This window comes from Gemmata palustris (assembly GCF_017939745.1).
GTDB lineage: Bacteria > Planctomycetota > Planctomycetia > Gemmatales > Gemmataceae > Gemmata > Gemmata palustris.
The window spans coordinates 1,384,718-1,404,584 of the sequence record NZ_JAGKQQ010000001.1; the positions used below are offsets into that span (position 1 = coordinate 1,384,718).

The 19,867-nt window shown below is 67.3% G+C and carries 22 protein-coding genes and 1 pseudogene; 3 read left to right on the forward strand and 20 right to left on the reverse strand.

Annotation, left to right across the window (positions count from 1 at the left end; all coding sequences use genetic code 11):
* The first annotated feature begins 82 nt into the window (after nt 1-82).
* Nucleotides 83-271, forward strand: a complete 189-nt coding sequence (locus J8F10_RS05555; RefSeq protein ID WP_210652865.1) for a hypothetical protein — start codon at nt 83-85, stop codon at nt 269-271.
* 313 nt (nt 272-584) lie between these two features.
* Here J8F10_RS05555 and J8F10_RS05560 read toward each other — a convergent pair whose 3' ends face one another.
* The 9 genes and pseudogenes from J8F10_RS05560 to J8F10_RS38465 all read right to left on the reverse strand — a co-directional run bounded on the left by J8F10_RS05560 (nt 585) and on the right by J8F10_RS38465 (nt 8,826).
* Nucleotides 585-989, reverse strand: a complete 405-nt coding sequence (locus tag J8F10_RS05560; protein WP_210652866.1) for a hypothetical protein — start codon at nt 987-989, stop codon at nt 585-587.
* A gap of 57 nt (nt 990-1,046) precedes the next feature.
* The gene (locus J8F10_RS05565) at nt 1,047-1,463 is read right to left on the reverse strand and encodes a tautomerase family protein (RefSeq protein WP_210652867.1); all 417 of its coding nucleotides are present in this window, start codon (nt 1,461-1,463) and stop codon (nt 1,047-1,049) included.
* A gap of 617 nt (nt 1,464-2,080) precedes the next feature.
* Entirely contained in the window at nt 2,081-2,647 is a 567-nt protein-coding gene (locus J8F10_RS05570; RefSeq protein ID WP_210652868.1) for a hypothetical protein, read from the reverse strand.
* A 76-nt stretch (nt 2,648-2,723) separates the two neighbouring features.
* A complete protein-coding gene (locus J8F10_RS05575; RefSeq protein ID WP_210652869.1) occupies nt 2,724-4,436 on the reverse strand; it encodes a hypothetical protein in 1,713 nt (570 codons plus the stop codon).
* 142 nt (nt 4,437-4,578) lie between these two features.
* Nucleotides 4,579-5,841: pseudogene (locus J8F10_RS05580) on the reverse strand (IS701 family transposase); the annotation flags it as partial.
* A 54-nt stretch (nt 5,842-5,895) separates the two neighbouring features.
* Complete coding sequence (locus tag J8F10_RS05585) at nt 5,896-6,102, reverse strand: hypothetical protein (RefSeq protein ID WP_210652871.1); 207 nt, start codon at nt 6,100-6,102, stop codon at nt 5,896-5,898.
* 73 nt (nt 6,103-6,175) lie between these two features.
* On the reverse strand, nt 6,176-7,366 hold the full coding sequence (locus J8F10_RS40245) for a calcium-binding protein (protein WP_210652872.1): 1,191 nt from the start codon (nt 7,364-7,366) through the stop codon (nt 6,176-6,178).
* Nucleotides 7,367-7,397: 31 nt separating this feature from the next.
* Nucleotides 7,398-7,847 (reverse strand): hypothetical protein, encoded by a 450-nt coding sequence (locus J8F10_RS38460; protein ID WP_246522947.1) that lies wholly within the window; start codon nt 7,845-7,847, stop codon nt 7,398-7,400.
* 220 nt (nt 7,848-8,067) lie between these two features.
* The gene (locus tag J8F10_RS38465; RefSeq protein WP_246522948.1) at nt 8,068-8,826 is read right to left on the reverse strand and encodes a transposase; all 759 of its coding nucleotides are present in this window, start codon (nt 8,824-8,826) and stop codon (nt 8,068-8,070) included.
* Nucleotides 8,827-9,160: 334 nt separating this feature from the next.
* On the opposite strand from J8F10_RS38465, the gene J8F10_RS05600 reads away from it, so the two are divergent.
* Nucleotides 9,161-9,970 carry an IS5 family transposase gene (locus tag J8F10_RS05600; RefSeq protein ID WP_210652873.1) on the forward strand — a complete coding sequence of 270 codons (810 nt, stop codon included), beginning with the start codon at nt 9,161-9,163 and terminating at the stop codon, nt 9,968-9,970.
* On the opposite strand, the gene J8F10_RS05605 is transcribed toward J8F10_RS05600, so the two are convergent.
* The 9 genes from J8F10_RS05605 to J8F10_RS05645 all read right to left on the reverse strand — a co-directional run bounded on the left by J8F10_RS05605 (nt 9,955) and on the right by J8F10_RS05645 (nt 18,396).
* Nucleotides 9,955-10,692, reverse strand: coding sequence for a ParB N-terminal domain-containing protein (locus tag J8F10_RS05605; RefSeq protein ID WP_210652874.1), 738 nt, complete (start codon nt 10,690-10,692; stop codon nt 9,955-9,957). The two genes, J8F10_RS05600 and J8F10_RS05605, sit on opposite strands and share 16 nt — an antisense overlap.
* Nucleotides 10,693-11,308: 616 nt before the next feature.
* Nucleotides 11,309-11,716 (reverse strand): IS1 family transposase, encoded by a 408-nt coding sequence (locus tag J8F10_RS05610; protein WP_210652489.1) that lies wholly within the window; start codon nt 11,714-11,716, stop codon nt 11,309-11,311.
* Nucleotides 11,713-11,982 carry an IS1 family transposase gene (locus tag J8F10_RS05615; RefSeq protein ID WP_210652490.1) on the reverse strand — a complete coding sequence of 90 codons (270 nt, stop codon included), beginning with the start codon at nt 11,980-11,982 and terminating at the stop codon, nt 11,713-11,715. Before J8F10_RS05615 ends, J8F10_RS05610 begins: the two co-directional genes overlap by 4 nt.
* 111 nt (nt 11,983-12,093) lie before the next feature.
* Nucleotides 12,094-15,012, reverse strand: coding sequence for a hypothetical protein (locus J8F10_RS05620; protein WP_210652875.1), 2,919 nt, complete (start codon nt 15,010-15,012; stop codon nt 12,094-12,096).
* 85 nt (nt 15,013-15,097) lie between these two features.
* On the reverse strand, nt 15,098-15,415 hold the full coding sequence (locus tag J8F10_RS05625) for a hypothetical protein (protein WP_210652876.1): 318 nt from the start codon (nt 15,413-15,415) through the stop codon (nt 15,098-15,100).
* A 273-nt stretch (nt 15,416-15,688) separates the two neighbouring features.
* Nucleotides 15,689-16,111, reverse strand: a complete 423-nt coding sequence (locus tag J8F10_RS05630) for a sigma-70 family RNA polymerase sigma factor (RefSeq protein ID WP_210652877.1) — start codon at nt 16,109-16,111, stop codon at nt 15,689-15,691.
* Between the two features lie 169 nt (nt 16,112-16,280).
* Nucleotides 16,281-16,622 carry a hypothetical protein gene (locus tag J8F10_RS05635; protein ID WP_315854074.1) on the reverse strand — a complete coding sequence of 114 codons (342 nt, stop codon included), beginning with the start codon at nt 16,620-16,622 and terminating at the stop codon, nt 16,281-16,283.
* Nucleotides 16,623-16,727: 105 nt separating this feature from the next.
* Complete coding sequence (locus J8F10_RS05640) at nt 16,728-17,924, reverse strand: hypothetical protein (RefSeq protein ID WP_210652878.1); 1,197 nt, start codon at nt 17,922-17,924, stop codon at nt 16,728-16,730.
* Nucleotides 17,925-18,147: 223 nt separating this feature from the next.
* Nucleotides 18,148-18,396, reverse strand: coding sequence for a hypothetical protein (locus tag J8F10_RS05645; protein ID WP_210652879.1), 249 nt, complete (start codon nt 18,394-18,396; stop codon nt 18,148-18,150).
* 412 nt (nt 18,397-18,808) lie between these two features.
* On the opposite strand from J8F10_RS05645, the gene J8F10_RS05650 reads away from it, so the two are divergent.
* Nucleotides 18,809-19,225 (forward strand): hypothetical protein, encoded by a 417-nt coding sequence (locus J8F10_RS05650; RefSeq protein WP_210652880.1) that lies wholly within the window; start codon nt 18,809-18,811, stop codon nt 19,223-19,225.
* 2 nt (nt 19,226-19,227) lie between these two features.
* On the opposite strand, the gene J8F10_RS05655 is transcribed toward J8F10_RS05650, so the two are convergent.
* Both J8F10_RS05655 and J8F10_RS40625 read right to left on the reverse strand, forming a co-directional pair.
* On the reverse strand, nt 19,228-19,614 hold the full coding sequence (locus J8F10_RS05655; protein ID WP_210652881.1) for a hypothetical protein: 387 nt from the start codon (nt 19,612-19,614) through the stop codon (nt 19,228-19,230).
* 77 nt (nt 19,615-19,691) lie between these two features.
* On the reverse strand, nt 19,692-19,820 hold the full coding sequence (locus tag J8F10_RS40625) for a hypothetical protein (RefSeq protein WP_390891096.1): 129 nt from the start codon (nt 19,818-19,820) through the stop codon (nt 19,692-19,694).
* Nucleotides 19,821-19,867: the final 47 nt, after the last annotated feature.

Consider the following 19,867-nt stretch of genomic DNA (forward strand, 5'->3'; position numbering starts at 1 on the left):
AGAGCATTTGTGACTCCCAAGCAAAGCGGAGGCGCTGAGGTGGAGACGTTTCGATCACTCCCCGATCTTCGGCGAGGGCCACTTGGGGCACCGGTTGCGCGAGTTCGTGACGCATTTCAACGAGGAGCGCCCGCATCAAGCGAAAGGCAACGTGCTGCTCCCCGAAGCCGCCGCCGACGAGCCGCGGATCCTCACGTTCCCGACCGGTACGGTGAAGTGTAAAGAGCGCCTCGGCGGGCTCCTCAAACACTACCACCGCGCCGCGGCCTGACGCAAGTTCCCGCCACTACAAAAAACCGCGATTCCGCACGATCACTGCCTTCGGTGAACTGTGCCCGCACGCGCCGCGGGCCGCTTCTGTGCGTCGGACCACAGTTCTGGACTCGTACCACCCGATTTCGCCCCCCGCGGGTTCCGAGCCCCGACCACGTCCTCCTTCCGTGACAGCCAGTTGGCCGCGGACATAGTTTTTGCACAGGAAGGCCGAAGCCCAGTGCTGGCACCTCGCCATCCGCCGGCTTCAAGCTCACACGAATCGCGAACGGCGAACGACAGAATGTCGTTCGCCGTTCGCGCTCCGGCGGTCACTTCGGCAGATCCGGGATCACGCACCCGACGGCATCGGTTCGCGGGGTAGCGACCGGTTTGCCGTCTAGGATCGCGGTCAGTGCATCGCGGAGGTCCTGGGTCTGCGGCGCTGGACGCTTCTTGCCCAGGCCCGCGTACAAATCGTTGACCCGCCCGCAATATGCGGCCGTCCCATCGGGGAGCACAACTGCCGCTTCCCGTATGCGGGTGACCCACTTGTCTTCGAGCAGGTGCAGTGGAATGACGAAGTTCTGATAAATGTCCTCGCCTTCGGCGGGGACCACCAACGGCCGGTCCATCTTCACGATGAGGTCCGGCTTACCCAACTGCCAACCCTCTGGGAACTTGGGCACGGTCCGGAACGGGAAGAGCCGGTCGCGGGTTCCTCGATTGTCGCCCATCCAGTCGGGGAACTGCGGCCGATCCGGTGAATTCTACCGCGATCAGTGCCGGGCCTCTCACGGCCCCGCATTCTCATCGGTTGAGGGCTCACCTTCGGCCGCCATCCAGTCAAACGACCACCCGCCAGCGGCCCGGTACATCTCGTCCCCGGTGTGCTGGGTGAACTCAATCACCAGTCGGTCGTCTCGCAGCCCGAGGAGTTCGACGCAAACGGCGACCAGGCCTTGCGCGAGTTCGGCTCGTTGGTTCGGAGCGCGACCGGCTCGGACGTCACACATCACGATCGCTCCCGGCTCCCCGGTCCCATCCAGAGCGGTCCACAAATTCCCCTCGCCGAGTTCCCGGAACCCGACGGTCACCCTCGCCGGGGTCGTGCCCATAGTTCGCGCGTACAGTGCCGCGATGCAGACCGCCGCCGCGCGCTTCACCTCGGTCGGATAGCGATTTGGCACGTCCAGTTGAAGGTACGGCATTGCAGCGTCCGTCGAGTTGAGGGCGACGGGTATTCTACGCCGCGCCATCAGCTCGTGATTGTTCGACTGACGATGGTGCTGGTCAGGGTCGCGTTCGCGGGCCGGCCGAGGTCGCGGCTTCGTCGAGGGCGTCGAGAACGAAGAGGCGTTCGAGGTCGAATCGGAGAAGGGGCAACCGAAGCGCAAGGCGTTCTGCGGGTAAGGAGCAGTTCACGGGCATCTAACTGGTCAACAAGGCCGTCACGCAAATGGACGCCGTGACCAGAAGAACGCCTCGAAGACCGAAGAGATGTCAGCGACCGCGCAAACGCGGACCGGCCAGGTCGTCCAATTGCGCGACCTTGGTTGTGCGACTCAAGTTCGGTGAATCCGGAACCCCGGTGCCCAGAAATGCGCGTGCCACAGCCCCCGTGACCAAGCCCCGGCACGCGGTGGCCCGGGCACTCAAGAACGGGCACGCCAATGGCAACGCGCGTACTCGCGAGCTCGACCGGCTCGGGAACGGGGACCAAGACGGGTTTATCGAGTTCTAAAATCTGTCCGCGACCGCCCGGATCGTGACACCTGTCCGGGAACGAACTCGGGTACCGTCATGTCCCCATCGCTTGATCCGACCTTTATCTCGAGTGGGATTGATCCAACTGGACCGCGCGGCGACGGGCCCAGCCCCAGCCCAAAAAGACCGGAAGTCCACTTGCGAGCATCACTAGAGCCGTGGGCCCGGGGGTCGGCTGGACGCCTGGCACTGATCCGGGGGAGGCGACCACGCCATCGGCGAAGGCGAAATCGCCGGTGCCCGAGTTGTAGCCGAACGAGGAGTACGCCTTCGACTCGGGGCCAAAGGCACTGGTGAACGAAAAGGTCGCGCTAGAACCGGGCGAGACATCGAAGCTTCCGTCTAATGGCGCGAACCAGTAGATGAGGGAATCGCCCGAGGTATAGGCGACCGACCACCCCGTCGGGATGGAAATGTTTGTGAGATCGGCGCCGGGAGCGATGTCGAGTGCGAAATCGGTGGCGGAGAGGTCACTTAACGCATCGACCGTGAGGGTGTACTCGTAGATGTAGCCGCCGGGGTTCGCGGTGACCTGGTCGGAGACGGTCACGATAAAGCCGGCCCGGGCCGGCGCGTTGGAGGCGCAAACGGTAGCGAGCGCAGCGAGGCCAAAAACGAGCGATCTCATGACAACATCTCGGGGATCGAAACGAGGGGGACCGGGGCGGGGTTCGCCCCGGCAAGGGGGGTGATTTCAACTCGGGCTACTTAATCTCGATGCCGAACTGTTGGTTGAGGATCTCGTCGATCCGGGCGATCTCGTCCGTCTTGCCGAGCCACGTCATGAGCACGCGCCCGCTCACCGCCAGACTCATCGTCGCCTTTTCCACTGTGCTCTTCTGCGGGTTCATCAAATCGATCTTCGCCCCGAACGCGAGTTCGCCATTGGCCCTAAGGCTCATTTTGAATGTGGGGACGACACCGACGTACTGCAAGAACTCGACCAAGTAGCTCCCCAGCGCGCTGGGCAACGGCGCGGTGCCGAAGAGCCTGGCAGCGGCTTGGAGGGTCCGAAGGAGGTACTTGTTATTGATGCCTGCGTTGAGCAGATCTCCGGCCAGAACGCCCTTCATCCCGACGTCAATACTACCCGCGGTCATCTTGCCGTCGGTACCAAAGGTGGCACTGAGAACGAGCCTCTGGAGCGAAGGTGTGAACACAATTTTCGACTGGGCCTGGTACCACGTGGTGGTCAAGAATTTGTTCCCGAAGTCGAAATTCACGGGTTCCAGCACGACCGGTCCCGGCAGCGTGTAGGTCGCAGTGGCGTCCGTCAGTTCGAGCGTTTGCCCGTCGAGTTTAAAAGTGAGCGCGAACGGGTCGTTACTCGGCGAGTGGTACTGCTTGAGTTTGGTGATCGTCTTCCCAAGTAGTTCGGCCGCTACGTCTAAAGTCCCGGAAACGTCCGGCGACTTCTTGGGGTCGAGGTCGGCGACAACCTTCACACCCAATTTGGCGACGACTTTACTCTTGAGGTCTTCGGCCCCTCCCAGCCACACGCCGTCGGGGATGTCAAGCAGAGCCGGGGTGTTCACGTCCAGAAGTCGGCCCTCGATCTGGTACTCCAACCCGCCGCTCGCGGAGCGCGCCCAGGCGAGGGTCTTGCCCTTGCCCAGTTTGGAAACCCACTCCGGCAGGGGTTCCGTGTCGAGCGTCCCCTTCCACGTCTCGCCCTGCGACGCGCCCCCGATGGTCGCCTTGACCTCAATGATCTTGTCGCCGACGAATTGTCCGGGGTCGATGGGTTCGGTCCGGTACGTGACGCCGTCGGCTTGGCGGGTGGCGACGAACGGCTGGCCGCCGATGCTCACCGTGACCTGGGGTTTGAACGCGGCGAGGGAGTCGGAGAGAACGGCGGAGTAGGTCTGATCGATCGGATTGAACCGGAGTTTGGGGTCGGAGCCGGAGAAGAACCGGCCGATGACCGTGTCGGCAGTACCGGTCCCATCGTATTTTGCCGTGAACGAGTTGACCGCCGGGGCGTAAGCGATCAGCCGGGTGTTGTTGGACCGGTTTTCGCCCGCGAGGCCACCGGAGTTGACCTCGTAAAGCAACTGTGTCGCGTCCGGTGGGGGCGCACCGATCGAGATGACGTACTCGGAGTGCGGCCCTTTCCCCCGATCCATCGCCAGCCCGGCCCCCAGAAGCCCCTCGCTAATCTTCTTCCCGGTCCGGTCGGCCCAGAAAAGGTTGTACGTCCAACGCTGACCCGCGGGCGGAGCGGGGAGGGCCTCGCTATTGGTGTAGCTCAGATTCACGCCCCCCTTCACCGCGTCCCACGCGCGCGACGTGGGAGACACGTCGCGCGAGAGCGGTTGGATCGTGAGATCGGCCTGGAGCGTGGCGCCGGCGTCGCGGATGAGGGGGAGTCCCTCGCCTTGAACGGCCTGGCCCCGGGCCCCGATGACCAGGGTCACGAACGAGCCGATCTTCTCCCCTTTTAACACTACTCCGTTAGTAGTCGTGCGTGCTGGCCGCGGCAGTGTGGGCAGTCGGGTTTGGCGAACGGTCTGAGCAACCGCTGGAGGGCGCGACGGATGCCCGGTACCGTGAGGGGGCGTTCGGTCGCCCCTTTTTACCCGAGCCAGTTGGCTCGGGTAAAAAGGGGCGCTTGTGTTCGAGCAGCAGGAACCCGTAGGCCAGCAGAACCATAGCCGCGTGGTGGTGGAACCCGCGCCAGCTCCGACCCTCGAAGTGATCCAGGCCCAGCTCTTCCTTCATCTGCTGATGCCCCTGTTCCACGCGCCAGCGCTGCTTCCACAGGCGCACCGCCTTCAGCCGCGATGTGTTCGGCGCCAGGTTCGACAGCGCGTACTGGATCTCGCCGTCGTCCCGGCTTTCGACCAGCAGCCACGCGGGTGCCGGTTGGGCGCTCACCCCGCGGTGCCAGTCGGCACCCGGCCACACCCGCACCCAGGCGAACCGCGCCGACAGTCGACCCTTGGTGCCCTGGCGCCACGACACGCGCCGCAACGGCAGCCCCTTCGCCAACTCACCAACCGCCACCGGGCGAGGTGAGCCCGCGGCCAGCGCCCACCGATCCGATACGCGCCCTCGTCGCGCCCGCGGTGGGCGGACCCAATGCGGTTGTTGCGCGAAGACGACCGTACTGGGCACCACGCCGATCACATATCTCAGCCCCCGTACCGCCAGCCCCTCACGGAACGCTCCGGAATTCCCATACCCTGCGTCGGCCACAACGGCGTTGCCCGCAATCCCCTCGGCCCGTGCTTGATCGAGCAACTCCAACGCGAGTTGCCCCTTGGTCTTCGGTGACCGGAACTCCTCGGGCACACCCGCCGCGTCCATCCGGGTGGTGTCGGTGGTCCAACTCTCGGGCAGGTGCAGGCGCACGGTCAACGGGAAGTGCCCGCGCGGGCCGGAGTAGTGAAGCGTGACGGCGACCTGGCAGTTGGCTTGCTTGCCCAGCGCCCCGCAGTACTGGTGCTGGACCCCAACGGAATGGCGGCCCCGCTTGGGAAAACTGGTGTCATCGACAACGAACACGCCCTCGGGTGAACCGAACGGTTCGGCCATGAGGGCGCGGTACCGGGTCAGAACCTTCCGGTCATCCCAGGGACTCTGGTTGACGAACTGTTGGAGCGCCTGTTCGGGATCGTTGGTGGTCAACTCGGGCGGCAGTACGACGCGGTGAGAAAGAGGCTCGATGCTCTTGCGCTCGCCGTCAAGGAGCAACCCTTGAAGGTAGACACCGGCCCAACGCGCGGGTTTCGACTGAGGGAAATCGGGCACGAAACGGGAGGCGTACTCACGCAGGCGCTCGAGAACCGCCGGATCGAGATCGGGAGTGAACGTCTTCATAACCCGTTAGAGGGCTGAAACCAAAGGGCGATGCACACCTCTAACGGAGTAGTGCTAACCGCCGTTCGCCTTGTCGTGGTTGACTTTGCTGTCCCGCACGCCCACGACGCTGTCGAGCGCGTAGATGCCGCCGCCCCGGGCGGTGGACAGCGGCGCGAAAACGGCGATCGAACCGCGCCGGACAATCGCAGAAACCCGCGGACGCGCCGCCCATGCCGAGCCCGAGCCGCTTCTCACCCGTGAGAGATGCAACTCGGACACGCTATGGCCCTCCCAATTACGGCTGCGGGACGTCCAACTCCTCCGTGAACTCGCTGTCGTTCGGCCCGTTGGTTCAGTCCACGAACGGGCCACTGAACAGATCGTCAAAGTACCAGTGCTTCCCCGAGCCACCGCTCAGCACATCGACGGCGTCATCATCGAACACCGTCGCGGCCGGACCAGCGACCGTGAGGAACACGTTGCCGTTGGCCCGCGGGCCGATGCCGGTCCCGCTCAGGGCGGTCACGCGTTCCTCGATACTCCGCTCCGAGGCCCACTCGGCCATGATCGCGCCGAGCGCCGACTGGTTGTTGTCGAAGGCCGTCGCCCCGCCGATCAGCAGGTCGTCGCCACTGTTGCCCTGCAGTTGGTCGGCCCCGGGGCCGCCGATCAGCAGGTCGCGCCCTTGACCGCCGTGCAGCTGGTCCTTGCCCGCGCCGCCCAACACCACATTGGCTCCGCCGCCGCCCTTGAGCCGATCGTTGCCGTCGCCGCCGTACAGCCAGGCGGGTAACGTGATGGCGCCGGCGACCTGGATGTCGTCGGCGCCCGCTTCGCCCGCGGCGATCAGCCGGCCGGTGGGGCGGAACGTGCCCTCCGCTACGTCGTTGACCAGAACATTCACGGTGCCGCCCGCGCCCCCGCCCGGGGTGAAGAGGACCCGGTCGTTGCCCGGGGTGCCCGTGACGACCAGGGTCCGCACGCGGGGGTCCAGCGCGTCGGCCCGCTGTGTCAGCACGGGGCCGTTCTCGAAGTCGACGGTGACCAGTTTGCTCCCCGCGTCGTACTTCTGGTACGAGCCGGCCTCCACGTTGACGGTGCCCCCGGCGGCAACGGCGTCGATGCCGCGCTGGATGCTGCCGCCACTGCCGACGGTGACGAAGGCGCTACCCGGGACGTAGGTGACCAGCCCGCCGCCACCGGCGTTGAGCGCGTCGAAGATCTGGTCCTTGATGCGGTACGGCGAGGTCAGCGTGCCCCCGTCCACCTGGAAGGTGTTGCCCACGGCGGCGACGCCGTTGCCGCCGGCGTTGTGGATCAGCTTGCCGCGGCCGTTGGTGTTGATGCGGTTGCCGCCGGGGCTGGCCGCCGTTCCCAGGTCCACGGTGCCGCCGGTGACCAGCACGGCCGACTGGTCGAAGGCGCTGCTCTTCTCGATGACCACGTTGCGGAGGATCAGTGTGCCGTTGGACACCTCGACGGTCGGGGCATCGGTAGCGTTGGTCAGGGTCACGTCGCTGAGGAAGACGGTGCCCGAGGTCACGTTTAGCTCGACTGGTGCCGATTCTCGGTGCTCATGCCGCCGGCGCGAGCGTAGTCAGTAGCAGTTCGCGGATGGGGTCAGGTAGTTTCTGAAGGGCCGTGCCGTCCCCGGCCTGTGGCAAAACGGCTTCGGCCCACAGCCACCGGCGGACGGCGCACAGGGCGTCGGAGAACGTGACCGTCGCCTTGCCCGGCCACGCGCCCGCTCCCGTTCGCTTCGCCGCCGGCAGCGCGTGGAACAGGAGCGCAACCACGGTGTACAGCCCGAACAGGCACGGGCCGGCACGCAGGACGGTGTTCTTGCACCACCCGCGCGTGGTCTCCAGCCCGAGAGCGGACCGGGCTTCCTGAAACGTAGTTTCAATATTCCACCGACCGCAGTAATGGCCGATGACGGCCGAAGGGGTCAGCTCCGGAGCGGTGGTGAAGAAGTACTCGTCGCGGTGCGTGCCGCTCACGTCCCGGACGAACACCCAGCGCAATGGGACCAGCCCCTCACCGGCCTTGTACCAATGCCCGGTGCCGTCGAGGGTCTCGACGCGCCGCTTCCCGCCCCCGTACCACCCGACCTCTGATCGGGCGAAGGCCGTGGCCGCGACAACGGCCTCTCGGGGCTGAGTGACTGTCCCATATGTGCGAAAAAGCCTGAGAAATCGTGGGTGACAACTCGAAAATACGGCGATTTCGAGGCATATGGGACAGTCACTTAGGGCGACGCTTGCCCTTAACCCGTGGCCGCCCCTTGCCCGTGTACGGCGGGGGCGGGTCGAACAGGTTGGCGTCCGGGTGCAGTTTGCTGACCAGCGTCAGCCGGGCACGGTGGCGGTAACAGAATCGCGCCACTTCATGGGTGCCGTACCCCGAATCCCCAGTGAATACGAAGGCCCGATCCGGGAACCGGATGAGGAGCACGCGCAACAGCCCGCACATGATCCGCGCCGGGGTCCGGTGCCGCCTGTTACGGGCGCGGTCGTCTTGGGCCGAGCGATACAGGTCGATGAGTATCGGCAGAGCCCACGGGCGCGTCGCGAACGGGAACTTGACGAGGATGGCGAGCACGACCCACTTGTGCCCGTACCGAAATGCGGTGTAGCTGTGGGTCGAGCGCACGGCGTCTCGGTGCCGGGCCTTGCCGTACACGTTCGGCCCCTTGTGCCCATCGACGGTGTCGTCGCCAACCAGGCACACCGGCCCGTCGGGAACGAGGTGGTCGAGCACCAACCGCATCAGGGCGCACCCGAGTTCGAGCCCGGACCACGGGGCCCGGGAGAGCACCCGCCGGTAGTCGGTGGGATGCCCCGGAGCCAGGTGCCGAAGCGCGCGCAACAGGTTCGCCACCGTCCGCCGCCCGGTCGTCACAAGTGCCCCGACCAGGAGTGTGGAGAACCGTTGGTACGTGGGGCTGGTGAAGTGCAACCCGAGAACCTGCACCAGGTCGTGTGCCTCAGGTGGTAGAATCATGGCGGCCGTCCGTGGGCGAGGACCACGGGAGCGTCAGCAACTCCATGATACTTCACCACGGACGGCCACTGAGAATCGGCACCAGTCGAGTTTAGTGACTGTCCCATATGTGCGAAAAAGCCTGAGAAATCGTGGGTGACAACTCGAAAATACGGCGATTTCGAGGCATATGGGACAGTCACTTAGTGACTGTCCCATAAGGGGCAGTTGGGGTGGGTAAAATGGTTCATGAGAACCCAATCCTACCCGAGCGATGTAAGTGACTGTCCCATATGCCTCGAAATCGCCGTATTTTCGAGTTGTCACCCACGATTTCTCAGGCTTTTTCGCACATATGGGACAGTCACTAAGCGACGAGCAGTGGAGGTTAATCGAGCCTCACATCCCGGTCTATCCGGGCGGTCGGCCCCGCACGACCGACCTGCGGGATGTCGTCGATGCCGTGTTCTACATCTTGCGCACCGGGTGCCAGTGGCGCTACTTGCCCAAGGACTTCCCGCCCAAGTCCACGGTCTGGCGGTACTTCGACGAGTGGCGTCACAACGGTACCCTCGACACCATACACGACCTGCTCCGCAAGAAGGTCCGCACCCAGGAGAAGCCGTACGCGCCGCGCACCACGGCGAGCGTCGATAGCCAGTCGGTGGACACGACCTCCGGCGGCGAGCAGCGGGGCCGGGACAACGCCAAGAACGTCGACGGGCGGAAGCGCCACATCGTCGTGGATTCCTTGGGGTTGCTGCTGGCCGTGCTGGTGACCGCCGCGAGCGTGGACGATGCCCAAGCCGCGCAGGAACTGTTCCCCCGCTTGGAGGGACAGCCGGTCGGCAAGGTGGTGCGGATGTACGCGGACAGCAAGTACCACAACTTCGCCCTCTACGCGTGGGTCGAGGACAACGCCCGGTGGGATCTGGTCATCGTGCGCCGCCCGGAGGGGTCGAAGGGGTGGGTGAAGCTGCCGATCCGGTGGACCGTGGAGCGCACGTTCGCGTGGCTGGGCACGTGCCGGCGGCTCACCAAGGACCGGGAGGAAAGCGTGATGTCAGCGGAGGCGTTCATCAAACTGGCCATGATCCACCTCATGCTCAACCGACTCGAACCCAAATATGCCGACCCCGAATTCCAATATCACAAAGCCGCGTGACAACCCCTTATGGGACAGTCACTCAGGTGTCCCAGCGCGTTGCCCAGCGCGGACGCCAGGAACGTGCGGTACTGCTCGGCGGTCATGTCGTCGTTGGCGATCGTCAGCGCGTCGGCGGTCTTGCCCGAGTACGCGACGTTGTACGGCGGGTCCGTGAGCAGCGTGTCGGCTGGTCCGTCGGGCAGGAGCCGGGCCATGTCCTCGGGCTTGGTGGCGTCGCCGCAGAGGAGGCGGTGGCGCCCGAGGAGCCACAGGTCCCCGGGCCGGGTGACGGGCTCGGCGGGCGGTTCGGGCACGTCGTCGGGATCGCCGGTGAGTTCGGCGGGCGGTGTGGTCAGGAGCCGGAGCAGCTCGTCCTCGGGGAACCCGGTGAGCGACAGGTCGCAATCGGCGTTCTGTAACGCGACGAGCTCTTGGGTGAGCCGGTCGTCGTCCCAGGTCGCGAGGGTGGCGGTCTGGTTGTCGGCGATGCGGTACGCGCGGGCCTGCTCGGGCGTGAGCCCCCGGGCCACGTGCACGGGCACCTCGGTGAGCCCGAGCTGACGCGCGGCCTTATACCGGGTGTGGCCCGCGATGATCACGTCGGATTCGTCGACTACGATGGGCACACGCCACCCGAACGCGCGGATCGACGCAACGACAGCCCCGACCGCGCCGTCGTTGGTGCGCGGGTTGTTCTCGTAGGGCCGGATCGACCCGACCGGGCGCATCTCCACGTCCATTCCGTACCTCCGCGTGCTCGTGCGATGTGTGCCTACCAGAGAACTACACCGAACGCGCACGAACTGTCGGGGGTGGGGGATAAAATTTCGGGTCACTTTTCCGCGGAACGTGTGCGCGCACGTGCCCCCGTGAAAACGGTGGACGCCCCGGTTGCCTGTGGGAGCGAGAGGCGCCGTGCGGTGTTGACGCCCGGTCACCGCCCGGGACGCCACGAGCGGTGACCGGGCACCGGAGGTGTCGGCCGGACGCGCAGTGGCCGCCGTGAGCTCGGACGGGGCACCTGGTCCAAAGAACTCCGCGCGGCTTTGGAGCCGGGCCGGAACCACCAAGGTGGTTCCGGTGCCCGCTCGCGTTCCCGTTTCGCACCCGGTTGGGGCCGTGCCGAACCTGCCGGACCTTGCCGAACCTCAGTTTCACCAGAGGTTCGGCACCGTTAACTATTGCAGCCTCATGTTGTTACGGCGCGCGTGCCGAGCCTTGCCGAACCTTTTCCTGACCCCTACGTGTGCGCGGGCGCACGCACGCACGGGCGCAGGTGTACGGAGCCGCTTACCAAAAAGGTTCGTCAAGGTTCGGCAGACTCGTCACAAGTGACTGTGGGATCAGGTAGTGGCCCTAATGTCGGGATTCGTTGTACAGGCGTATGAAATACCACAAGGCGCCGAGGTGGTTCCTGGGGCACTTGGAGAACGTGAGAGTCTTGCGCACGAGTCGGGCGCATCGTTGTCTCAGGGTAAGCCAGAACCGTTCGATGTGGGCGGTGAGGCCCGTGTCCTTGCCCACGGGTCGATGCCGGGCGCGTGGGATCACGCCACGGTACGAGGCGAGGAAGTCGGTGTACACGGTGACCCCGGTCCGGTACCCGCGCGGGAGCGCGTCCCAGAGCCGTTGGGCCGTGGCTGCGGACCGGTCCCCGAGAACCATTGCGAGCACCCGCCGGGTGCCCAAGTCCAGGGCTACCCAGACCCAATGGACATCACCCTTGGAACCCACGAAGCTCCACAATTCGTCGGCCTCGATCACGACCGGGCCGCACTTTTTGGGGGCGGTCCCGGCTCGTGTGGGGTCTCCTGTCGATACAGCTCGTTGACGAACCCTTGGAGCCACGACCGGGACACCCCGACGGCCCGCGCGATGGCCCGGATTCCCATGCGCTCGGCCAACAGGCGCCGCACCAGATCCTTCGTGGCCTCCGGGACCGGTCCGGTCTTCGGGTCCGCAACGAACCGCCGGTCGCACCCCCGGCACCGGAACCCCGGAGTGCCCGAGTGGGTGAGACCGTTGCGCACCACATGGGTCGCACCGCACCGGGGGCACGGCGGAATCGGGGGACGAGGGGGTGTTGCGTCCAGCATCCCAACACTTTAGAGCAATCCCAACCGGTGGGCCACTACCTGGGATCAGGCGTTAACGGTGCCAAACCTCTGGTGAAACTGAGGTTCGGCAAGGTCCGGCAAGGGGCTGGAGGTTCGGCACCGGACCGGGATCAGTGGGGTACAGGATCGGTGTACTCGGCAAAATTGGTTGAAACGCAATATCCGGGGTCGACACCGCGTGGAATCGATCGCGGCCCCGGGTTGAGAGGCGTTTGCCGGTCGGAGCCGTTGTACGAGATGGGTCGGGCGGGGGCTCAGGCGGCCCGATGGCACGGATCCGCGTCGTCGATCACGGCCACCCGGTACGCGCTCCCCTTGCGCTCCTCGGTCCGCTGGAACACGGCCCCGCGCGTGCGCGCGAGCGGGAACCGGACGCCCACGAACCGGCCCGCGAGCATCCCCAACTTGGTCGCGGCGGCGCGCGCGGACAGGCCCTTGAGCTCGGTGGGGAACAGCCCGTGGTCCGCGGCCAGTGCGACCAGTTCCGCGGCGGTCCAGGTGCCCTGGGGGTGGTCCGCGAGGACACCCACGAGGTACGCGAACTCGCGCCGCGTGTCGTCCAGCTCGGCGGCCGCGGTCTCGGCGTTGGCCAGGAACCCGGGGAGCCCGGCGTGGGCCAGGATCCCCGCCCACGATCCGGCCCCACCCCTTCTTGTTGAACCGGGACGCCACGTCCGCCTCCGGGGCCCCGGCCGCGCGCCAGCGCGCGACCATGCCGACCAGCTCCCCGAGCAGTTCGGCCCGGTAGTCCCGGGCGTACCCTTCGGGGTCCGGGTACGTGAACGCGCGCCGGGCCGGATCGCCCTCGTGGAACAGGTCCACGAGGGCGCACCGGGTGACCAGGTCCCGGCTCACCTCGGGGGTGTTGGCGGTGAGGCAGAAGATGTGCGAGTTCTCGGCCCGGATCTCGCGCGAGTGCCCGAGGAGCCGGAACGAGAGGGTGGCGTCGGTGATCGAGCGCTCGAGGCACGCGGAGTCGATCCGGGCGGCGCGCCCCTTACCCTTGGCGTTGTCGACGATGATGGTGGTGGCCCCGCGGTGCACGACGGCCCCGAGGCGCTTCTCGAACTCCTCGTCGTTGGGGTTGTACGTGGCGGTTTCGGCGGGCCGGCCGTCGCGCAGGGTGGCGATGACTTGGGCGAGGACGGTCTTGCCCAGTCCGGGCTGGTTCCCGGCGAACAGGACCGCGGGCTTGGACCCGACGAAGTGGGGCATGAGGATCGTGGTCAGGAGCACCCCGAGGTAGTTGGTGCGGTCCCCCGGGGTGCGGAAGCAGAAGTCCGTGAGGAGCGCGTCCAGGTGTTCGGTGCCGGCGCGCGGTTCGACCGCCGGCCCGGCGTAGTAGATCCCCGAGGCGGGATCGAACCCGGGCGGCGCGAGGCGCCAGTCGGTGGCGAACACGGGGTTCTGGGTGAACAGGGCGATGGCGGGCAGGCGCGCGGCCTCGCCGGGGTGGTTGAGCCAGGTGTTGGCATAGTTGACCGGGAGCGGCTTGTACTCGCTCCCCTGCGTGCCGACGACGAGGACCTCGGCGTGGTGGTTCAGGAGCCCGGCCAGTTCGGGCGCGGACAGGACCGGTTTGATGGCGGTTCCGGTGACGCGGACCAGTTGCCCGGCCCGGTGGTAGCACTCGCGCGTGCCGATCAGAACGTCGGTGAGCGCGCACATGGTGCGGGCCACCGGGGTGGTCGCGGGTTCGATCACGATCTCCGGACGCGCCCCGGCACGGGTTCCTTCGTGCCCGGGCTGGTTCGCGTCGGGCGGGGCGCCCGGTGGTCCTTCGTGGCGCGGAGGGGTCGGGCGTTCCGCGCGTTTCTCGCGCCCCCGGGTCGTGCGCGTCAGGGGCGGGTCGTAGTGGTGCGGCTCGGGCGCGCCGATCACCTGTTTGAACGCGTGCCACCCGTGCCCGATGCACCCGTTGTGGAAGCAGTGGGCGGAGAGCTGGCCGTTCGGGGCTTGCATGACGCACGCGTCGGGGGCCGCGTGGGCCGGATCGAACGGGCAGGCCGCGAGCACGTACACGGTGCGCCCGCGCGCGTCGGGCTCGGGCTTGGTGCGGAACGCGAGCCCGCGGTCCGCGAGCCATCGGTCCACCATCAGGCGTGATGTGAAGCGCCCACCGGATGGTGCCGCGGCTCCCGCCGGAGGAGGTTCCGGTGCCGGTCCGTCGGTGGCGAGGTGTTGGAGGAGCGCGAGTGGGACCGGTTCGAGGGTGTCGGGGATCTCGAGCAGTTTGGCCCGGCGGTGCGGGCGCGTGGGGGTGCTGTCGCCCTTGCGCGCGAACGTGCCCGGGAGCTTGCAGATGCGCCCCGGGTTGTGGACCGCGCGGTCGATCGTCACGGCCGGGGTATCGAACTGTGCGGCCAGGGCCCCGAGGGCCCGCTTGACCAGTCCCCCGTCGTCGGCCGGCAGGTCGACCCGGTACAGCAGGTGAAACCCGTTGCCGCTGTCGGCCAGGACCGGGTCGGGCCACCCGCTTTCACGCAGGAACGTGCGCACCGACTGAGCGGTTTCTCGGGCCCGGGCCTTCTCATCGCCGGTAGCGCTGATGTGGGGATCGCGCACGGGATCCGCGTCGACCAGGAGCCAGCGCCGGGCGGTGACGTCCCTGTCCCTGGCGAGCTCACCCTCGCCGGCCCAGTCGGTGCGGTTCGCGCGCCGGGCCAGGAGGTCGGGCGCGAGCGGGTTGAGGGTGAAGTACACGCCCCGCGCGTGGTCCGTGAGGTCGAGCGCGGCCCGGGCCATGTCGGGCAGGTGGTCGGCGTCGAAGAACCCGGCCTCGGTGTGCGGTCGCCCGGTCCCGCGTCGGACCCGGAGGGCACGCAGCTCGACCACCTGTCCGGGCGCGACGAGAACCCGGTACCGTTCGGCCAGGAGCGCGACGGCCTCGTCGCGTGTGAACGCGCGGGGCGGCGGTTCGCCCGGATTTGGGGGTGCGGACACGGGGCTCCCCTCGCGGCACGCGCGATCGACGACCCGCGCGAGGCGGGCCGGTTCGGCGCACGGACGTGGGCGGTCGATTGGTCGGTCAGGCGGTCACGGGTTCGGCTCGTCGCGCCCGGGCGCGCGGGGCCGATTTCGGGCGGCGCGTGACGCGGACCGCGTCGGGTCCGAACTCACGGGTGACGAACCCGATGAACAGGCGGTTCAGGTCCCGGCCCACGGGGGTGCCCGCGTCGATGGTCACGGTGCGCGCCTTCGGGTCGAACGTGTGGGCCGCGTCGAGCCGGGTTTGGGCCGCGCCGTGGAGCGCCTCGGCCCCGAGGAGCGAGAGGATCAGTGTGGCCCCGATCTCGTCGGCCGGGAGCCCTTTGTCGAACCGGTACCGGTACAGATCAGTCACCATCACGGGTCCTCGTGTGACGTTTAACGCTCCGGAACGCCCGGTCCGAACACGATGTGTTCGGCCGGTTCGGGTGGATCGTTGCCGGCCGTCTCCCGTACCGGGCGGACCGTGCGCGCATACGAGATCCCTCTACCCAAATAACTACACCGAACGCGCGCGAAGTGTTCAGCGCGGGTCACAATAAATGTCGAGCCCGGCCCATTCGGGGCGCGCGCGGACCTTCCGGAGCCGCGCGTACACGGCCGGGCGCGAGATCCCCAGCACGCGCGCCGCTCAGGCGACACCGTGCACCAGAACGTGTTCGACCGTTGCGCGGAGATCGTCGGGCAGCGTCCCCAGCGCCCGCGCCAGGTCCGCGGTGCGGGCGGCCTGTTCGGCCCGGTCGGGCGCGGACGCGCTCTCGGGCTCCGGTTTCGCCGGTCGGGGCGCGCGCTTGGTACGGCCCCGGGCCCGGAGCACGTTGTCCCCGGCGCGCTCGACGACGCGCCACACGAACGCGGCCCACGTGCCGCGCGCCGGGGCGAACCGCTCCCGTTGCTCGAGGACCCGAACCACGAGGTCGTGCTCCAGGTCCTCACGGTCCTGGGGTTGTAACCCGGCGCGCCCGATCATGCGGTTAGCCTTGTGCCGGATGATGCGCGCGATGATCGGGTCGATCGGGTCGTCGGAACCCGGGCGGGTGTGATCGTCGGACAAACTGAGCTCCTCCCGGCCGGGAGGGGCGGTGGGCACGGACCCGGACGCGCGCGCCCGCAACGCACGCGGGCACGAGGCAAGCACCGGGACGGTGCCCACAAGCGCCTCCGCGGTGCGGCCGGCTGAACGTCGGGTCGGTGGGGTTGGAACGGGTGAACGGGACCGCGGGTCAGCCGGGAACCTCGGCCGAGAACGGGAGCCCGTGCTTGACGGCCAGCACGGTGACCGTGCCGTTTCCGATTGCGTCGAGCAGGGCCATCAGGTCCAGGTGCTGGGCCTTGAGGACGACGTCGGGGCGCCCGGCCTCGGGGCGCGGCCCGTTCTCGCCGGCGAACTTGTGTTCGCGCACAGTAGCAGGGGGCGGGTCGAACACGGGTTCACCGGCGCGGACGTGCAAATTCTCGACGCGCCCGAAGTTGAGGCGCTGGAGGAGCTCGATGAGGCGCTGGCGCGGGGTGCTGAGGGCCGATTTGTGTGTGGACATCATGTCCTCGACGGTGCCGTGTGGCACGGGATGAGGCGCCGCCCTCGTGGCGGCGCAGCGGCCCGCGCGGGGCTGCCAATAATGAGGCGTTACAGCGCCCGTAACAGTGTTACGCGCGGGATAACAAATCGGTCACGCGACCCAGTCCACGTCCGGGTCCGGGGCGTAGCACACGTTCGCGCCGGTCCGGACGAACAGCTCGAAGTGACGCGCGAGCTCGGGGAGCAGCGTCTGGAGTTTCTCGATGACCGCGTCGATCGCGTTCTTGATGGACGTGCGGACGCTCGTCGATTCGTCCCCGACGCGCCGCACCCGCCCGCCCAACCCGCGCGCCGCTTGGACGCGCACGGTGACGACGTGGAGTTGTTCCTGTAGGCGCTCCACCCGGACCGGATCGTGGTCCCTCCGGGCCCGGTCGATTTCTTCAAGCAACTCCTGGCACACGCGCTCCTCGGCCGCGGCCGCACTCCGGTCCACGGCCTCGACGCCCGGGAAGGGCTCGGGACCCGTGCGCCCGTGGACCCGGTCCCGGAGTTCCGAGGCGCGGAGCTCCTTCCCTTTGGCCTGGATCAGGTGCGACAGGTACCAGAGCCCGATCAGGTCCTTGAAGGGCACCGTTTTCCCGGCGAACGTCACCAGCCATGCCTCGCCCGCGCGCCAGAGCGCGTTCGGGGCACGGTCGGGTGACGGCCCCGGCATCAACGGCTGCGCGGTCCAGGCGAGGGACGCCTCGAGCGGCGAGAGCGGGTACAAGCGCCCCGGGCCATCGGCCGTAACGACCGTTGCCAGGGGAACGAGTGTGACTCCACTGCGCCGGGCATCCGAACCGACCGCAGCGACCGCGCGCCGGCTCGTACAGAGCAGGAGCAACGGTCCGTGGCACCGGATCCGAAGGCACTGGACCAGGGTTTGGAGCTCGTCCGCGCTTGCGGTAAAGGTCAGGAAGCACGTGTACCGGGTGCCGTCGGCGGCGCTAAACGACCCGAGGTGAGTGGCCCCGCGCTCATCCGGCTCGCTTACCGGTTCGGGGCGGAACCCGAGCGCGTCCGCGACCGCGCTCGTCAGCGCCTGGTGATCGTTTGGTGTGCCGAGTTGGTGCGGGCGCGAATCCCGATTCGGCGCAAACGGGTGGAGCTGCAGGAACGGGCGCAGGTCGAGCCCGGACACGAGCGGGAGCTCCGGGCGCGTGTCGGGGCCTTCTGGGAGGTGGCACCGGGTTGCGGGCGTAGTTCCCGGGTCGGGAGGGGCCGGTCCGGCAGACGCGTCCGCAGTTACGGCACACGGGGGAATCGGTTCGTCCGGGGCGGTCGTCGGATTCCGAGTAACCATTTGTGGTGATTGGTCATGGTGTTGGGCATGATGCACGAGATAATGTCCGTAAGCATCCACAGTAGTTTCAAGTGATTTGGCAGTGCCGCATGGGAGTTCCTAAGTTCAAGGTTCTCAGGCACTTGAACGGAGCCTCCCATGCGACGTGGTTACTCTACGATCACCCCGGCGGTGGTCCACGCACTGACGCGCCGAACGTTGAACGGGCCCTGGGTTGGACCGACTACAAGCGGTCGGTCACGCGCACCCAGTTGCTCGACCTGGTGCTGTTGATCGCGGGCACCACCCGCACGTTGTTCGCGGTAGTGACCCGGTACTTCGGGTTCTCCCACGAGACCGCGCGACAGGCGATGCACGCCAACCGGGGTTCCAGGACCAACTCACGGCCCGGTTGGTGGATGCCCTTCACCAGGTGGCGGGGTTCACGCGCCGGGACCGGAGGCGCCGGTGGACGTGTGCCATCGATGTGCATTACGTCCCCTTTATGGGGATCGCAGCACCCCGGGGATCATCGGCGGACCCAAGAAGGCCGGGACCTCGTTCTTTCACGCGCACGCCACCGGGGTCCTGATTCACAAGCACCGGCGGTACACCGTGGGGCTGATGAGCGTGACGAAAGGAACCAAGCCGCACCAGCAGGTGCAGACCCTTCTGGACCAGGTGGCGGCCCGCGGGCTCACGGTCCGCGGGGTGGTTCTGGACGCCGGGTTCGACAGCGGGGAGACCCTGTTGCTGTTGCAGGAACGGAACCTGAGCTACACGGTCCCGATGCGCAAGAAGGGCACCGGTACCAACCGCCGCAACGCCAGCTACACCCAACCCCACGGCACCATCACCACCATGGGTGGGTCACCGAGAAGAGCCGCAAGGCGGTATCGACTCGGGTGCTCGTGTGGCAACGGAAGGGCGAATCGCACGCCCGGGTGTACGCGTTCCGCGGGTGGGGCGATGCGACCGCCGTGTCGGAGGCGAACCGGGCTCGGTTGGGGCGCCGGCGGTACCGAGAGCGGTTCGGGATCGAGACCAGCTATCGGCAGAAGAACCAGGCCCGCGGGTACCACCAGCACCAACCCCGAGTACCGGTTGCTGCTCGAGGGCGTGGCCCTGCTGTTGCGCCAGGTGTGGGTGTACCTGACGCCCGGATCGCTCGGGCACGCGGGCTCGCGCCGACCGCCTGGGTCGCCCAGTTCCCGTTGGCCGAGATGCTCGACTGGCTCACGCAACGGATCCGCTCACGATACCCACGCACACGATGTATTACCCTGCCACACAATACACTTACAACCAACGCAACGCCTTGAAACTACTGATCCAGGTTACGGACGTACACATCGAACAGCAGACTGCACCCGCACCATCCGCACAATCTGAGTTGCCCGAAAAAGGTAAAATGGTTCCCGGGTTCAGGCGCCCGTGCGATTGGTTCCGAGTGCGGCCCACATCTTGCGGCTGGCTGGCGGCGCCAGTCGGGCGTGACGGCGATCGGGCGCAAGTCCCGGAGTACCAACGGGTCGCGCCCGCGCGTCACCTTGGTGAGGAACAGGAGCGCCTTCTGGATGTCGGGCGCGAGGTGGAGCAGGGCCATGATCTGGCTCACCCGGCCCGGGTCACGTGCCCGAGGCGCAAGCTCCGCGTGGTCGGTCACCTCACCGGCCCGGATCAGGTCCTCGAACCGCAGGGCCAGCGCCATGAGCCGGGCTGGTAATCGGCATTCAATCTAGGTCCACCATCGGCGCCGAATCCCGGTCCACCGGCCGAGGTGAGGGGTCAGGTCATTTCCCCTTCTTGGGGTCGTTCTGTTGCTTGGCGGTCATGGACTCGCGGAACCGGTAGCTCGCCGTTCATCTCGAAGATGTCGCACCGATGGGTGAGCCGGTCCAGCAGAGCCGCCGTCATCCGGTCCCCCTGGAACACGGTGCCCCACCTCGCTGAACGCCAAGTTG

Bases quoted from the DNA above. Each gene is read 5' to 3' on its own strand.
- J8F10_RS05560 (WP_210652866.1), bottom strand. From the start codon at position 989: ATGGGCGACAATCGAGGAACCCGCGACCGGCTCTTCCCGTTCCGGACC.
- J8F10_RS05565 (WP_210652867.1), bottom strand. From the start codon at position 1,463: ATGCCGTACCTTCAACTGGACGTGCCAAATCGCTATCCGACCGAGGTG.
- J8F10_RS05570 (WP_210652868.1), bottom strand. From the start codon at position 2,647: ATGAGATCGCTCGTTTTTGGCCTCGCTGCGCTCGCTACCGTTTGCGCC.
- J8F10_RS38465 (WP_246522948.1), bottom strand. From the start codon at position 8,826: ATGATTCTACCACCTGAGGCACACGACCTGGTGCAGGTTCTCGGGTTG.
- J8F10_RS05600 (WP_210652873.1), top strand. From the start codon at position 9,161: ATGGGACAGTCACTAAGCGACGAGCAGTGGAGGTTAATCGAGCCTCAC.
- J8F10_RS05605 (WP_210652874.1), bottom strand. From the start codon at position 10,692: ATGGACGTGGAGATGCGCCCGGTCGGGTCGATCCGGCCCTACGAGAAC.
- J8F10_RS05625 (WP_210652876.1), bottom strand. From the start codon at position 15,415: ATGGTGACTGATCTGTACCGGTACCGGTTCGACAAAGGGCTCCCGGCC.
- J8F10_RS05640 (WP_210652878.1), bottom strand. From the start codon at position 17,924: ATGGTTACTCGGAATCCGACGACCGCCCCGGACGAACCGATTCCCCCG.
- J8F10_RS05645 (WP_210652879.1), bottom strand. From the start codon at position 18,396: ATGCACATCGATGGCACACGTCCACCGGCGCCTCCGGTCCCGGCGCGT.
- J8F10_RS05655 (WP_210652881.1), bottom strand. From the start codon at position 19,614: ATGGCGCTGGCCCTGCGGTTCGAGGACCTGATCCGGGCCGGTGAGGTG.
- J8F10_RS40625 (WP_390891096.1), bottom strand. From the start codon at position 19,820: ATGACGGCGGCTCTGCTGGACCGGCTCACCCATCGGTGCGACATCTTC.